General features: G+C 70.2%; 11 protein-coding genes and 1 pseudogene. 3 read left to right on the top strand and 9 right to left on the bottom strand.

Annotated features, from left to right (window positions below):
• Nucleotides 1-615: M23 family metallopeptidase (locus JNW91_RS22885; RefSeq protein ID WP_203177515.1), on the top strand; the 615-nt coding region annotated here is incomplete at its 5' end.
• Nucleotides 616-657: 42 nt separating this feature from the next.
• Here the strand turns inward: JNW91_RS22885 and pcrA are convergent.
• On the bottom strand, nt 658-3,063 hold the full coding sequence (gene pcrA / locus JNW91_RS22880) for a DNA helicase PcrA (protein ID WP_203177514.1): 2,406 nt from the start codon (nt 3,061-3,063) through the stop codon (nt 658-660).
• A 279-nt stretch (nt 3,064-3,342) separates the two neighbouring features.
• On the opposite strand from pcrA, the pseudogene JNW91_RS22875 reads away from it, so the two are divergent.
• Nucleotides 3,343-3,731: pseudogene (locus tag JNW91_RS22875) on the top strand (chorismate mutase).
• A gap of 130 nt (nt 3,732-3,861) precedes the next feature.
• Here JNW91_RS22875 and JNW91_RS22870 read toward each other — a convergent pair.
• The 8 genes from JNW91_RS22870 to JNW91_RS22835 form a co-directional block, all read right to left on the bottom strand.
• On the bottom strand, nt 3,862-4,875 hold the full coding sequence (locus JNW91_RS22870) for an ABC transporter ATP-binding protein (RefSeq protein ID WP_203177513.1): 1,014 nt from the start codon (nt 4,873-4,875) through the stop codon (nt 3,862-3,864).
• Entirely contained in the window at nt 4,868-5,896 is a 1,029-nt protein-coding gene (locus JNW91_RS22865) for an ABC transporter ATP-binding protein (protein ID WP_203177517.1), read from the bottom strand. The genes JNW91_RS22870 and JNW91_RS22865 overlap by 8 nt, the downstream gene beginning before the upstream one ends.
• A gap of 26 nt (nt 5,897-5,922) precedes the next feature.
• The gene (locus JNW91_RS22860) at nt 5,923-6,888 is read right to left on the bottom strand and encodes an ABC transporter permease (protein WP_203177512.1); all 966 of its coding nucleotides are present in this window, start codon (nt 6,886-6,888) and stop codon (nt 5,923-5,925) included.
• Nucleotides 6,881-7,807 carry an ABC transporter permease gene (locus JNW91_RS22855; protein ID WP_203177511.1) on the bottom strand — a complete coding sequence of 309 codons (927 nt, stop codon included), beginning with the start codon at nt 7,805-7,807 and terminating at the stop codon, nt 6,881-6,883. Before JNW91_RS22855 ends, JNW91_RS22860 begins: the two co-directional genes overlap by 8 nt.
• 146 nt (nt 7,808-7,953) lie before the next feature.
• Complete coding sequence (locus tag JNW91_RS22850) at nt 7,954-9,594, bottom strand: peptide ABC transporter substrate-binding protein (RefSeq protein WP_203177510.1); 1,641 nt, start codon at nt 9,592-9,594, stop codon at nt 7,954-7,956.
• A gap of 790 nt (nt 9,595-10,384) precedes the next feature.
• Nucleotides 10,385-11,437, bottom strand: coding sequence for a thioester domain-containing protein (locus JNW91_RS22845; RefSeq protein ID WP_203177509.1), 1,053 nt, complete (start codon nt 11,435-11,437; stop codon nt 10,385-10,387).
• Nucleotides 11,438-11,629: 192 nt separating this feature from the next.
• The gene (locus tag JNW91_RS22840; protein WP_203177516.1) at nt 11,630-12,316 is read right to left on the bottom strand and encodes a response regulator; all 687 of its coding nucleotides are present in this window, start codon (nt 12,314-12,316) and stop codon (nt 11,630-11,632) included.
• Nucleotides 12,317-12,318: 2 nt separating this feature from the next.
• Nucleotides 12,319-13,581, bottom strand: coding sequence for an ATP-binding protein (locus JNW91_RS22835; protein ID WP_203177508.1), 1,263 nt, complete (start codon nt 13,579-13,581; stop codon nt 12,319-12,321).
• Between the two features lie 157 nt (nt 13,582-13,738).
• On the opposite strand from JNW91_RS22835, the gene JNW91_RS22830 reads away from it, so the two are divergent.
• On the top strand, nt 13,739-14,724 hold a 986-nt coding region (locus tag JNW91_RS22830; RefSeq protein WP_203177507.1), incomplete at its 3' end, for a PspC domain-containing protein.

Genomic DNA, 14,724 nt, shown 5'->3' with positions numbered 1-14,724 from the left:
CCGGACCGCCCGGCGCCCACCGCCGTCTCCGCCGACGCGCAGTCCCGCGCCGAGGCCGCCAGCCGGGCGGACCGCTCGGCCCGCGAGTCGAGCCCGCCGATCTCCCCGTCGGCCAGCCCGAGCGTGAGCCCGTCGACGGCCAGCGCCAGCCCCACACCGACGAAGACGGTCACCGCGAAGCCGAAGCCGAAGCCGAAGAAGACCACCAAGCCGACGCCCGCCTGGGTCGACCCGATGCCGGGCGCATCGGTCACGTCCTGCTACGGACAGCGCTGGGGCACCCTGCACGCCGGCATCGACCTGGCGCTGCCCTCCGGCACACCGATCCGCGCCGCCGCCGCGGGCACGGTCACCCAGGCCGGCGACGCCGCCGACGGGTACGGCAACTCCGTGTTCGTCGACCACGGCAACGGTTACCTGACCCACTACGCCCACCAGAGCCGGATCGCGGTCACCGTCGGCGAGAAGGTCAAGGCCGGCCAGGTCATCGGCTACGAGGGCGCCACCGGCGACGCGACCGGCCCGCACCTGCACTTCGAGGTGCACCAGGGAATGTGGAACCAGATCGACCCGGCGCCGTTCATGCGGGCGCGCGGCGTCGACCTGGGCTGCTGAGCCACCGCGCCCGGTCCGGCAGAACGCCGGGCCGGCGCCCGGTCAGAGCTTGTCGATCGGCGCGTGCCGCAGCACCAGCCACATGGTCTGGTCGCCGAAGTCGATCTGCGCGCGGGCGCCCGGGCCGTGCCCCTCGACGGCGAGCACCCGCCCCAACCCGTAACGCTGGTGGTTGACCCGGTCGCCGGCGGACACCTTTGGCCCCTGCGGCAGCTCACTGGCCGTGGTCAGCCGGCTGGCGTCCACACCGAGCCGTTGGGCCAGCTGCGCCGCCTTCGGCGTACCCCCGGTGAAGGTGCCACGCACGCCCGGCGCGCGGTCCGCGCGGCCGCCGACGCCGCCGCCCCCACCGGCCCACGAGGTGTACGAACCTTCGGTGCGCTCCCAGTGCACCAGCTCCGTCGGCAGCTCCTCCAGGAACCGCGACGGCGGGTTGTAGGCCGGCTGCCCCCACGCCGAGCGAGTCACCGCGCGGGAGAGGTAGAGCCGCTGCCGGGCACGGGTGATGCCGACGTACGCCAAGCGGCGCTCCTCCTCCAACTCGCGGGTGTCGCCCAGCGAGCGCAGGTGCGGGAAGACGCCGTCCTCCAGCCCGGTCAGGAACACCACCGGGAACTCCAGGCCCTTGGCGGTGTGCAACGTCATCAGGGTGACCACGCCCTGGTGGTCGGGGTCGTCGGACGGGATCTGGTCGGCGTCGGCGACCAGCGCGACCTGCTCCAGGAAGCCGGCCAGGGTGGCCCGCTCGCCGTCGTCGCCGGTTGCCTCGATGCGCTCGGTGTACTCCCGGGCGACGCTGACCAGTTCCTGGAGGTTGTCCACCCGGCCGGCGTCCTGCGGGTCCAGGCTCTCCTCCAGCTCGGTGAGGTAGCCCGAGCGGGTCAGCAACGCCTCCAGCACCTCCTCCGGGGTGCCGGTCTCGGCCAGCTCCCGGGCACCGTCGAGCAGCGCCACGAAGTCGGCGATGCCGTTGGCCGCCCGGGTGGAGATGCCCGGAGCTTCCCGGGCCCGGCGCAGCGCCGCGCCGAACGAGATCCGGTCGCGGCTGGAGAGCGCCTCGACGCACGCCTCCGCGCGGTCGCCGATGCCCCGGCGTGGGGTGTTGAGCACTCGCCGCAGGCTCACCGTGTCGTCGTCGTTGACCACCGACCGCAGGTACGCCAGTGCGTCGCGGACTTCCTTGCGCTCGTAGAAGCGCACCCCGCCGACCACCTTGTACGGCAGGCCGACCCGGATGAACACCTCCTCGAAGACGCGGGACTGGGCGTTGGTGCGGTAGAAGACCGCGACGTCACCCGGGCGGGTCTCGTCGGCGTCGACCAGACGGTCGATCTCCCTGGCCACCCAGTCCGCCTCGGCGTGCTCGGTGTCGGCGACGTACCCGACGATCCGCTCACCGGCACCGGCGTCGCTCCACAGCCGCTTCGGCTTGCGGGAGGTGTTCCGGTCGATCACCGCGTTGGCGGCGTTGAGGATGGTCTGGGTGGAGCGGTAGTTCTGCTCCAGCAGGATCGTCCGGGCGTCGGTGTAGTCCCGCTCGAACTCGAGGATGTTGCGGATCGTCGCGCCCCGGAACGCGTAGATCGACTGGTCGGCGTCGCCGACCACGCACAGCTCGGCCGGCTCCAGCCCCTCGGTGCCCGAAACCAGCTCCTTGATCAGGATGTACTGGGCGTGGTTGGTGTCCTGGTACTCGTCGACGAGCACGTGCCGGAACCGCCGACGGTAGCTCTCCGCGACGTGCGGGTGGGACTGGAGCAGGTGCACCGTCGTCATGATCAGGTCGTCGAAGTCCAGCGCGTGCGCCTCGCGCAGCCGGCGCTGGTAGAGCGTGTACGCCTCGGCCAGCGCCCGCTCGTTGGGGCCCTTGGCCCGCTCGGCGAACTGCTCCGGGTCGACCAGCTCGTTCTTCAGGTTGGAGACCTGGGCGGCCAACCCGCGCGCCGGGTAACGCTTCGGGTCGAGATCCAGCTCCCGGGCGACCAGCTGCATCAGCCGACGGGAGTCGTCCGCGTCGTAGATCGAGAAGGTCGACTTGAGGCCGGCGTGCTCGTGCTCGGCACGCAGGATCCGGACACACGCGGAGTGGAACGTCGACACCCACATCAGGCGGGCCCGCGGACCGACGAGCGCGGCGACGCGCTCCTTCATCTCGCCGGCCGCCTTGTTGGTGAAGGTGATGGCCATGATCTCGCCGGGGTGGACGTCCCGGGCGGCGAGCAGGTAGGCGATCCGGTGGGTGAGCACCCGGGTCTTGCCGGAGCCGGCGCCGGCCACGATCAGCAGTGGTGAGCCGGCGTGGGTGACGGCGTCGCGCTGCGGCCCGTTCAGCCCGGCGAGCAGTTGCTGCGGGTCGAGGCGGACGGCGGCCGGCCGGGGCCGGTCCGGACGGGCCGGCGCGGACTCCGGCGCAGGCGGGGACGCGGGAATGTCGAAGAGAGGATGCATCGCGCAGCAAGTCTATGCCGCCAGCCGGACACTTCCCGCCCGCCGGTCCCGCACGGGATGCCGTCTGTTGACGCGGAATCCTTGCGCACTGGCCACCGACGTGGGCATACTCGACGGCGTGATCGCTGCGCGCTACTACTTTTACTACGGCACCGGGAGTCCGGCTGTCGTAGGTCGCGCCTGATCGATCAGACCTGCGAAAAGCCCCGGGCTCCTGGAGTCCGGGGCTTTTTCGTCCCGGGTTCCGGGCACCGGGCACCACAGTGCGAGAGGTACCCGATGATGACAGACGTGGTGGAGCAGAACGGCAACCCGGGCCGACCGACGGCGGAGCAGCCCCCGGCGAACCCGAGCGAGCCGGTGGTGGCGCCTCCGGGTGGAAACGGCGGGCCGGCCGAGGCGGTCACCGGCACCGCGGAGCCGACCGCCGCCGCCCGGATCGTCCAGATCAGGGAACGGATCGACGAGATCGACCACGCGCTCATCTCGCTCTGGCAGGAGCGGGCGACGCTGTCCCAGGAGGTCGGGGCCACCCGGATGGCCTCCGGTGGGACACGGCTCGTGCTCTCCCGGGAACGGGAGATCCTGGAGCGCTTCCGGATCGCGCTCGGTGCCGACGGCACCCAACTGGCACTGCTGCTGCTACGGGCGGCCGCGGCCCGCTGTGAGCCGTCCGGGCGGCCGTTCGGGCGTCCGACCGAACCCCGCGCCTCGCTCCGGCGACCGGCCGCTCAGGGCCACGCACAGACGGAACCGCCTGCCGTCGTCGTGATGACGTCGGCAGGCGGTTCCGGGAACTCACACCTCGTGGGTGGCGACGATCTCGCGCTTCTCGGCGAAGTGGCAGGCGCTCGGGTGGTCCGAGCCCTGCCGGATCTCCAGCAGCGGGACCTTCTCGGCGCAGACATCCTGCGCCTTCCAGCAGCGGGTCCGGAACCGGCAGCCCGAGGGCGGGCTGACCGGCGACGGCACGTCACCCGTGAGCCGGATGATCGTCTTGTGGTGCCGCTGCGTCGGATCCGGCACCGGCACCGCGGAGAGCAGCGCCTGGGTGTACGGGTGCGTCGGCCGCTCGTAGATCTCGTCCTCGGTGCCGATCTCGACGATCTTGCCGAGGTACATCACCGCGACCCGGTCCGACAGGTGCCGGACCACCGACAGGTCGTGGGCGATGAAGACGTACGACAGCCCGAACTCGGTCTGCAACTGCTCCAACAGGTTCATCACCTGGGCCTGGATGGAGACGTCGAGCGCCGAGACCGGCTCGTCGCAGACGATGATCTCCGGACGGAGCGCGAGGGCGCGGGCGATGCCGATGCGCTGGCGCTGGCCGCCGGAGAACTGGTGCGGGTACCGGTTGATGTGCTCCGGGTTCAGCCCGACCAGGTCGAGCAGCTCCCGGACCTTGGCCCGACGGCTGCCCTTCGGCGCCACCTCCGGGTGGATCTCGAAGGGCTCACCGATCAGGTCGCCGACCGTCATCCGCGGGTTCAGCGAGGTGTACGGGTCCTGCATGACCAGCTGGATCTGCCGACGTAGACGCCGCAGCGCCCCACCGGAGAGCTTGGAGATGTCCTGGCCCTTGTAGACCACGTTGCCGGCGGTCGGCTTCTCCAGGTTCATCAGCACCCGGGCGAGGGTCGACTTGCCGCAACCGGACTCGCCGACCACGCCGAGCGTCTCACCGGCACGCAGATCGAACGAGACCCCGTCCACCGCCTTGACCTGGCCGACGGTCTTCTTGAACACCACACCCTGGGTGACGGGGTAGTGCTTGACCAGGTCGCGGACCTCGAGGATGTTCTCAGTCACGGTTCACCAGCTCCTCGGCGAAGTGGCAGGCGCTGGCCCGGGCGGTACCCACCTGCAGCAGCGGCGGGACCTTCTCCCGGCACACCGGCTGAGCCATGGGGCAGCGCGGGTTGAACGGGCAGCCCGGCGGGATGTTCATCAGGTTCGGCGGGAGGCCCTTGATCGTCCGGAGCTGCTGCCCCTTCTCGTCGAGGCGCGGGATCGAGTCGATCAGACCCATCGTGTACGGGTGCGCCGGCTTGGCGTACAGGTCGTACACGTCGGCTTCCTCGACGATTCGGCCCGCGTACATGACCGCGATCCGGTCCGCGACGTCGGCGACCACGCCGAGGTCGTGGGTGATCAGGATCATGCCCATCTGCCGCTCACGCTGAAGCTCGGCGAGCAGGTCCATGATCTGGGCCTGCACGGTCACGTCGAGCGCGGTGGTGGGCTCGTCCGCGATCAGCACCTCCGGGTCGAGCGCCAGCGACATCGCGATCATCGCGCGCTGCCGCATACCGCCGGAGAACTGGTGCGGATAGTTGTTGAACCGGCCCTTGGCGTTCGGGATCTTGACCTGGTCGAGCATCTCGATCGCGCGCTTCTTGGCCTCCGCGCGACCCAGGCCCCGCCGGACACGGAACTGCTCGGCGATCTGGAACCCGACGGTGAAGACCGGGTTCAGCGCGGAGAGCGCGTCCTGGAAGATCATCGCGATGCCCTCGCCGCGGATGCGGCGGCGCTCCTCGCTGGACATGCGGAGCATGTCCTTGCCGTGGAAGCGGATCTGCCCGCCGGTGACGAAGCCCGGGGGCGTGTCGAGGATGCCCATGATGGTCTGCGCCGTGACGCTCTTACCGGAGCCGGACTCGCCGAGCACGGCGAGGGTCTCCCCCGCGTCGACGTGGTACGTGACCCCGTTGATGACCTTTGCGACGCCGTCCCGGGTGCGGAACTCCACCCGCAGGTCGTCGACCTCGAGCAACCGGCCGGCGGGACGTCCGGACCCGCCGGGTCCCGGCGCGGACTGCTCGGACACGAGAATGTCGGACAACTGGATCTCCCCTAGCGGAGTTTCGGATCGAGGGCCTCGCGGACCGCCTCACCGAGCATCACGAAGCTCAGCACTGCGGTGACGAGGAACGCGGCGGGGAAGAACACCAGGCCCGGCGCGACCCGGACGAACTGCTGCCCGTCGCTGATCATGATGCCCCAGGACACCACCGGCGACTTCAGGCCGACACCCAGGAACGACAGGGTGGCCTCGGCGCCGATGAACGAACCGACCATGATCGTGCCGTAGACCAGCAGCGGGGCCAGGCAGTTCGGCAACAGGTGCTTGAGGATGATCCGGCCGTGGCCGGCACCCAGCGCGCGAGCCGCGACGATGTAGTCGGCCTCCTTGGTGGCGAGCACCGAGGAACGCATCAGCCGCATCACGACCGGCCAGCTCAACACGATCAGGGAGATCGTCACCAGGCCCATGATGTCGGCCTTGCTGTTGCTGGTGCCCGACCCGTTGAACGTGGTCAGGATGACGATCGCGCCGAGCACGAACGGCAGGCCGAAGAAGACGTCGGCGATCCGGCTGAGCAGGCCGTCGACCCAACCACCGCGGTAGCCGGCGATGATGCCCATGGTGCCACCGACCAGCAGGGTGCCGATCACGGAGAGCACGGCGACCACGATGGAGGCGCGCGCGCCGTAGATGACCCGGGCGTAGACGTCCCGGCCCTGGAGGTCGTAACCGAACCATCCGTCGGCGCCGGGCTTGACCAGGCTGCGCTCCAGCGTGCCGTTGACCGCGTCACCCGGCGCGAACAGCGTCGGGAAGGCCGCCATCAGCAGGAAGATCACGATGAACGTCGCCGAGATCCAGAACAGCGGCTTACGACGCAGGTCCCGCCAGGCGTCACCGAGCAGGCCACGCGGCTTCTCGCTGCTCTGCGGCCCCGGGGTGGCGGGCGTGCTGGCGTCGGTCGGCTGGGCGGCGGGGGTGCTGACGATCGATGCGGTACTCGGGTCACTCATAGCGGATCCTCGGGTCCAGGGCGGCGTAGAGCAGGTCAACCAGCAGGTTCATCACGAGATAGACCAGCACCAGGACGACCACGATCCCTACCACGGTAGCGCTCTCTTTGGTGACGATCGCGCGGAAGACCTGGCGGCCGATTCCGTTGATGCCGAAGATGCCCTCGGTGACGATCGCGCCGCCCATCAGGGCACCGAGGTCGGTGCCGAGCAGGGTGACCACCGGAATGAGCGAGTTGCGCAGCAGGTGCACACCCACCACCCGACGCATCGGGAGGCCCTTGGCGATGGCCGTGCGCACGTAGTCGGCACGGCGGTTCTCCGCGATGCTCGTTCGTGCGACCCGGGCTATGTACGCCACTGACGCGCTACCGAGCACGAAGCCCGGCACGATCAGCTCGGAGAGCCGCATCTCCGAGGAGACGGTCGGCTTGATGATGCCCCACTGAACGCCCAGCAGCCACTGGAGCAGGAAGCCGACCACGAAGACCGGCAGCGCGATCAGGAAGAGGGTCGAGACCAGAACGAGGTTGTCCAGGAAGCCGTTGCGCCGAAGACCGGTCAGCACACCGGCGCCGAGGCCGATCACGGCCTCGATGGCGAGCGCCACCAGGGCCAGCTTCAGGGTGTTCGGGTACGACGTCAGGATGATGTCACTGATCTCGCGCTGCGAGAAGGTCTGACCGAAGTCGCCCTGGAGCAGGTTCTTCATGTAGCTGGCGTACTGCACGAAGACGTTCTGGTCCAGGTGGTACTTCTCGGTCATGAACGCGATGTACTGATCCGGGCAGCGACGCTCACCGCACTTGCCGGCGAACGGATCGCCCGGAACGGCCCAGACGAGGGCGTAGATCAGGAACGTCGTGCCGATGAAGACCGGCACGAGTTGGAGCAGCCGTCTCAACAGATAACGGCCCATGGGGTGGTCCTCCTGACAGGGGGCGCGTCGGACGGCCGACACGGTGGTGACAACGTTGCGAGTGGAGTGTTGTAACACCCACTCGCGGAACGGCCCCGGGTCGGGCTCACCGGATGTGGCGAGCGACCGGGGTCAGACCGTTCGGATCAGAGCTCGACCGAGGTGATGTCGAGTTCGCCGACGTTGTTCAGCTCGAGCTTCTTGATCTTCTCCGAGTGGCCGGACTGCTGGCCGTAGAAGTAGATCGGGATGCTCGGGACGTCCTGGTCGACCTTCTCGATCGCCTTGGCGAAGCCCTCGTGCGAGGCCTCCAGGGTCGGCGCGGCGCCGGCCTGCTTGGCCAGGGCGTCGACCTCGGTGTTGCTGTAGAGGCCGTCGTTCGAGGAGCCACCGGTCACGTAGAGCGGGTTGACCCAGTTCTCCACGTCCGGGTAGTCCTGCTGCCAGGCGGCGCGGTACGGGCCGGTCATCTTGTGCCCGTTGACGTTCTGGCGGAAGACCGCGAAGGTCGGCACGCCCTCAGCGCGAGCGTTGATGGCCAGGTTGGTCTTGACCTGCTGCGCAACCGCGTCCATCCACTCCTTGTGGCTGGAGTCGCTGTTGTAGTAGAAGACCATCTCACCGGAGAAGCCACCGGCCTCGGTCAGCAGCTGCTTGGCGGTCGTCGGGTCGAACTTGCAGGCGGTGCAGTTGCCCGGCTTGGCGCCCGGGGTCAGCGGGTTCGCCCAGCTGTCGGCCGGCTTGCGGGTACCGAAGAAGATCTTGTCCGAGATCTCCTGCCGGTTGATCGCCAGCGACACGGCACGACGCAGCTTCGGGTTCTGGAAGCGCTTGTCGTACATCGGGAACGCGATCAGCGCGGTCGACGGCGTGGTGGTGTTCAGGCCCCGGTCACCGAGGTCGGTCTTCCACTTGTCACCGGCGAGCGCCGAGGTGGGGAGCGTCTCCAGGAAGTCCAGGTTGTTGGCCAGGACGTCGTTGTAGGCCGCCGTCTCGTCCTGGTACAGCTTGACGTCGACGTCCTTGATCTTCATCTTGTCGCGCAGGCTGTAGTCGTCGAAGCGCGTCAGCTTGATGAGGACGTTGTCCTCCCACGACAGGAACTTCACCGGGCCGTTGCCGATCGGCTTCTTGCCGAACTCCTCGGGCTTCATGGTGAAGAAGGCGTCCGGCAGCGGCATGAAGGCGCTGTAGCCGAGCTTGGTCGGGAAGACCGCCGTCGGGGCCGACAGGGTGACCTCGAAGGTCTGCTCGTCGATGACCTTCAGGCCGGACAGTTCCTTGGCCGACGGCGCCGGAGCCTTCTGCGGGCCGTCCGGGCCGTCCGGGTCCGAGGTGTAGGTCTTGTCGAAGCCCGCGATGTCGGCGAAGAAGGAGCCGTTCTGCGCGCCGTTCGGCGAGTACGCGGCCCAGTTCCAGGCGTCGACGAAGTTCTTCGACTTCACCTCGGTACCGTCGTGGAACTTGGTACCCTTCTTGATCTTGATCGTGAAGACCTTGGAGTCCTTGGTGTCGATGGACTCGGCCAGCGCGTTGCGCGGGGCCCCACCGTCGTTCGGGTACTCGACCAGGCCGGTCCACAGCCAGTCGACGACCTTGCCGCCACCGGTCTCCGTGGTGTTCGACGGGACCAGCGGGTTCTCCGGCTGGACGCCGTGGATGACGATCGAGCCGTCCTTGCTGCCGGCGGCGTCGCCGTCACCGCCACCGCTCGAGCAACCGCTCGCGACAAGCGCGGCAGCCGCGCTGAGCGCGATCGCGCTCGTCGCCCGCTTCGAGACTCTCATTCCGAGGGGCCTCCTCTTTCTAAACCTGGATCCGTCGTGGGTTTCACGCACGTTTTGGGGGTGACACCGCCCGACCACCCCGGGGGCGCGGGTCGTCGGGATCACAGGGAAGTTGGAGACACCCCTGATGTTCCGATCCGCCGGGCTCCCCACCCGCCGAGGCGTGACCCTACGCAGGCGACACGGCCACGAACCGCTGTGCGAACAGCGAGGGTCGTGGTCGTGGACCGTACGGAGTGCCACACACCGAGGGTGAGGTGCTGCCACTGTGACACCCACTGGCCGCTTCCGTGAAGGTGCCGTTATCAAGCCGTTAGTTGCCCGCCACGTTGCCGATACTTGAAAAATGATCATAAAGCGGTCGGGTCGGGCGGCTCTGAGCAGGAAATACGTTGCGGAGTTGGCCACGACGGGGGGTAGTGGACCGGGCCGCGCGGGGTGTTCCCGCGCCCCCTGACGCCCGACCGGCACTTTCCATCTCTGCCCGTCCGGGTGACCCCGGCTTCGTCTGCACAGCCAAGATCGCCGACTGGGTGGCCGAGGGCGTCCTGGCTGGTCATCTGATCGTCGGCGAACGCGCGTGGTCCGGAAGCGGCCGCCGATGACGCGCCCGCGGGGCGCGAACGGCACCGGCCCCGACACCGCGCGAAGCGGAGCCGGGGCCGGGGTGGAGCCGGAGCGGATCAGGCGGTGAAGCGGACCTTGCGACGGCGGACCATCAGGACGGTCACCGCACCCGCGGCGAGCAGCAGCACGCCCGCGGTCGCCGCCGCCACGATCGGCGAACCGGTCAGCGGCAGGGCGCCGCCACCGCTCGCCGGCGAGGTGGACGGCGCCGGGCTGGCCGGCGACGCGGTGTCCGTCGGGGTGGCTCCGGGGTGGTCGGCGACGGCGACGCGGTCGGGGTCGCGACCGCGGTCGGGGTCGGCGACGCGCCGGCGGTGAACGACGCCGCGGCCTTGGCGGTGACCGTCGCACCGGTGCTGCCACCGAGGATGAGCTTCTGCGCCTTCTTGGTACCGGTGAACAGGAACACCCGGCCGAAGGAGACCGAGTCCTGCGCGGTCAGGGTCACGTTGACCGCACCGGCACCCTCGGCGGTCAGCCAGAACTGCCCACCGTTGGTGGTCGTGGTGACCGGCTTGCCCTCGGCGTCGACGGCCGTGCCGCCGGTGGCGGCGACGGTGATGGCACCCGCCGGGCCCTTCACCGTGAACGGGCCGGCCTTGGCGCCGACCGTGGCGGTGGCGTTGGCCGGGTCGACGGACAGCTCGGCCCGCGGCTCCGGCTGGTCGGTGGCGTTCTTGACCAGGTAGTCACGGACCTTCGTGATCACCTCGTACTGGTCGCGGGCCAGCAGGCCCTTCTCCCAGTTGCCCAGCTCGATCCCGTCACTGAAGTGCCAGACGGCGGTCTGGGTGCCGAAGTAGAGCAGCGTGTCCAGCCGCTTCTGCCCGATCTTCGTGCTGACGCCGGCAGCGGCGAGCAGCGCCTTGGAGTCGGCGTTCGGGTAGCCGTGGGTGAGCACCCACTGCACCTTGCCGAGGTTCTTCACCTGGGAGGCGTCCCAGGTGCCCTCCTGGTACTTACCGTCGAGCTTCACGCCGGTGTGGTAGTCGATGCAGAACGTCGGCACCAGCTTGCCGTCAATCTTGAGCGCGAGCGCCGACGTGGTGCGCTGCTTGCCGTCGAGCTTCAGGGTGACCTCGGTGCCGTCGACCACCTTGGCCACACCGGTGGCCGGTGCCGCGGCCGCGGCACCGGCCACGCCGAACGCCAACGCGCCACCGGCGACAGCCGCCAACGCGACCCGGGCCCAACGTCGTCCTCGTTGTCCGAACATCAAGATTCGTGTACCTCTCCCCCAGGGGTGACCCGCTCGCGCGGGCACGCGTGAGCCGCCGCCTCCACGGGATGCTCAGCACCCACGCGCGGAGACGGGACCGGGGCAGTATGGGGCGACGGTTGACCGTTTGTCAGCCCCGGGCAGCGGCATCCGCCGCATCTGCCCCAATTGTCGAGGAGGAGGAATGGATCACACGAGCCGGCGGTCGGCCGCCCAGCGGGAAAGTTCGTAGCGGTTGGACATCTGGAGTTTGCGCAGCACGTTCGACACGTGCGTCTCCACCGTCTTGATGGAGATGAACAACTCCTTCGCGATCTCCTTGTACGCGTACCCCCGCGCGAGCAGCCGCAGCACCTCCCGCTCACGGTTGGTGAGCTGATCCAGTTCCGGGTCAGCCACCGGGGCGTCCGGCCGAGCCGCGAAGGCGTCCAGCACGAACCCGGCCAGCCGCGGACTGAACACCGCGTCACCGTCGGCGACCCGGCGGATCGCCGCCGCCAGCTCATCCGGCGAGATCGTCTTGGTCACGTATCCCCGGGCACCGGCCCGGATCAGCCCGATCACGTCCTCGGCCGCGTCGGAGACGCTCAGCGCCAGGAACTTGACCTGCGGGTGGCTACGCCGCATCGCCTCCAGCACCGCGCGTCCGCCGCCATCGGGCATGTGCACGTCGAGCAGCACCACGTCCGGGCCGGTGGCCGCGATCCGGGTGACCGCCTCGGCCACCGTGCTCGCCTCACCCACCACCTCGACGTGGGCGCCCAACTCCGCGCGTACCCCTGCTCGGAACATGGCGTGGTCGTCCACCAGGAACACTCGCAGCCGCTCGGGGCGGGCGTCCGCCGGGTCGAGGTGCTCCGTCGACTGCTCGGCCATGGTCATCTGTTCCTCTCCGCTGCGGACGAGTCCCGGGAGATCGGCAGGATCAACCGGACCTCGGTCCCCTCCCCCGGTCCGGACCGGATCTCGGCCCGTCCGCCGTGCCGCTTCATCCGCCCGATGATCGAGCCGCGTACGCCGTGCCGGTGATCCTCCACGGTATCCGGATCGAAGCCCTTACCCCGGTCCCGGACGAAGACACTGACCTGATCCGGCTCCACCTCGGCGTAGAGGGACACGGTCTGCACCTCGGCGTGCCGGGCCGCGTTCACCAGCGCCTCCCGCGCGGCCGCGACCAGCGCGCCGACCTTCTCGTCGGTCTCCCGGTCCCCCACCACCACCGCCTCCACGGTGATCGCGAACGTGTCCTCGACCTCTGCGGCCGCCTGCTCCAGGGCGGCGGCGAAACGCTCGTGCGGCGACGCGGTGGGCTTGTAGAGCCAGTTGCGCAGCGACCGTTCCTGCCCCCGCGCCAACCGTTGGACCGTCTTGACGTCCCCGGCGTTGCGCTGGATCAGGGCCAACGTGTGCAGCACCTGGTCGTGCACCATGGCGGCCAGCTCGGCTCGCTCCTGCTCGCGGATACGCCCCTCACGCTCGGAGCGGAGCTGGCTGTACGTCCGCCAGAGCACCGGCGCGGCGACCACCCCGACCCCGGCCAGCCCCACCAGCGCGAAGATCACGCCGTTGATCACCGCGTCGAAGTTCTGCGCCGGCGAGTAGACGGCCGCCACACCGATGATGCCGACCGCGACCAGGATCCCGCCGCCGATGAACCGCAGGACGAAGGCCCGTCGGTCGCTCTCCTCGACGACCGCGCCGAGCCAGGGCACCGGCGCGTCGCCCCACCGTCGACGCCGCTCGGGGGCGGACTGGTGCCAGATCACACCGGCGCCGACCGCGATGATGGCCACGAGCCACCCGGCGGTGCCCGCCGCGCCGACCGAGTCGAACACCATCACCTGGATCAGCAGCACGCCCAGCCCGATCCCCACGAACGGCAGGAGTTGGGCCACGTCCCGCCGGGGTGGAACGGCGGTGTCTCCGGGACGCAGCGGCACCACCGCCCAGAACGCCGCGTACAGCAACAGGCCCAGCCCACTGAGGCCGAGCAGCACCATGAACGCGACCCGGACCCGCAGCACCGAGATGCCGAGATGGTCGGCGATGCCGGCGGCGACACCGGCGGCCATCCGATGCTCGGGGGCGCGGTAGAGGCGCGGGGGCGGGATAACGGTGCTGATCGCGGGCTCCCTGGTCACGGTGGCGCGTTGGTCGGGATCGGTGAGTCCGATCGTCACACGCTGCGGCGCCCGCGACCACGGGGACCCCCCCGACATTCCGGCCGCCCAGATCTCAGGGTGGGGTCAGGGTCGGGTCCTGAGGTCGCTCGGGCGGACCGGGCAGCAGGATCGAGGCATGACCGAGGAAGCTGCCCAGCCGCCCCGCCCGGGGTCGGCACAGCCGGGCGGTTCAGCACCGCCCCCACCAGCCGCGACACCGTCCGGCTGGGCCGAGCCCACCACGTTCGGCCCGCCCGGCGTCGACCCGAGCGCCGGCCCGACACCGGGCTTCGCCGGCAGCGGTGGCGCGGGCTACCCGCCCGGCACCGGCTACGGACCGGACACCGGCTACGGGGCGGCGAGCACACCACCCGGTCCGGGCGGTACCGGCCCGTCCGCGCCACCGCCACCGCTGGGCGGTGCCGGCTTCACCTCGCGGTACGGGTTGGTCCGGCCACGCGAAGGGCGCTACCTCGCCGGGGTCTGCGCGGCGATCGGGCGGGCCACCAACACCGATCCGGTGCTCTGGCGGGTGCTGCTCGCCGTGCTCGGGTTCTTCGGCGGCATCGGCATCCTGGTGTACGTCGCCGCGTGGCTGATCATCCCGAACGAGGGCGACACCGCATCCCCGGTCGAGTCCATGCTCGGGCGCGGCCGGTCCAGCATGTCGCCGGTGACCGTGATCATCCTCGGCATCCTGGTCGCGGCCAGCTTCGGCTACATCGTCACCGACGCCTTCCGCGCGGTGCTGCTCGGCGCGGCCATCCTGATCGGCGGCGCGCTGCTGCTCAACCGGGACAGCCGAGGGCCGCAGCCCGGCACGCCCGGCGGGCCGTCACCGGTCGGTACGCCACCCGGCCCGGTCCCGCCGGTCACCTGGCCGGCTCCGGCACCCAGCGCGGTACCGCCCACCGGCCCGTTGGCGACGGCGCCGCTGGTCGGCGGCGACCCGGCGTACGCGGCGGCGGCACCCACCGCCCCCCATCCCGACGTACGCCACCCAGCCGGTGGCCGACGCGCAACCGGTCTCCGGGGTGGGACCGACCTCCGGGCAGCTGGCCGGCACGACGCCCCCGCCGCAGGCGGGCGGGCCGGCACCCGCGCCCGGTTGGCCAACGGCAC

It is taken from the genome of Micromonospora parastrephiae, from assembly GCF_016802865.1.
Lineage (GTDB): Bacteria > Actinomycetota > Actinomycetes > Mycobacteriales > Micromonosporaceae > Micromonospora > Micromonospora parastrephiae.
This window is presented reverse-complemented; position numbering and strand designations above follow the sequence as displayed.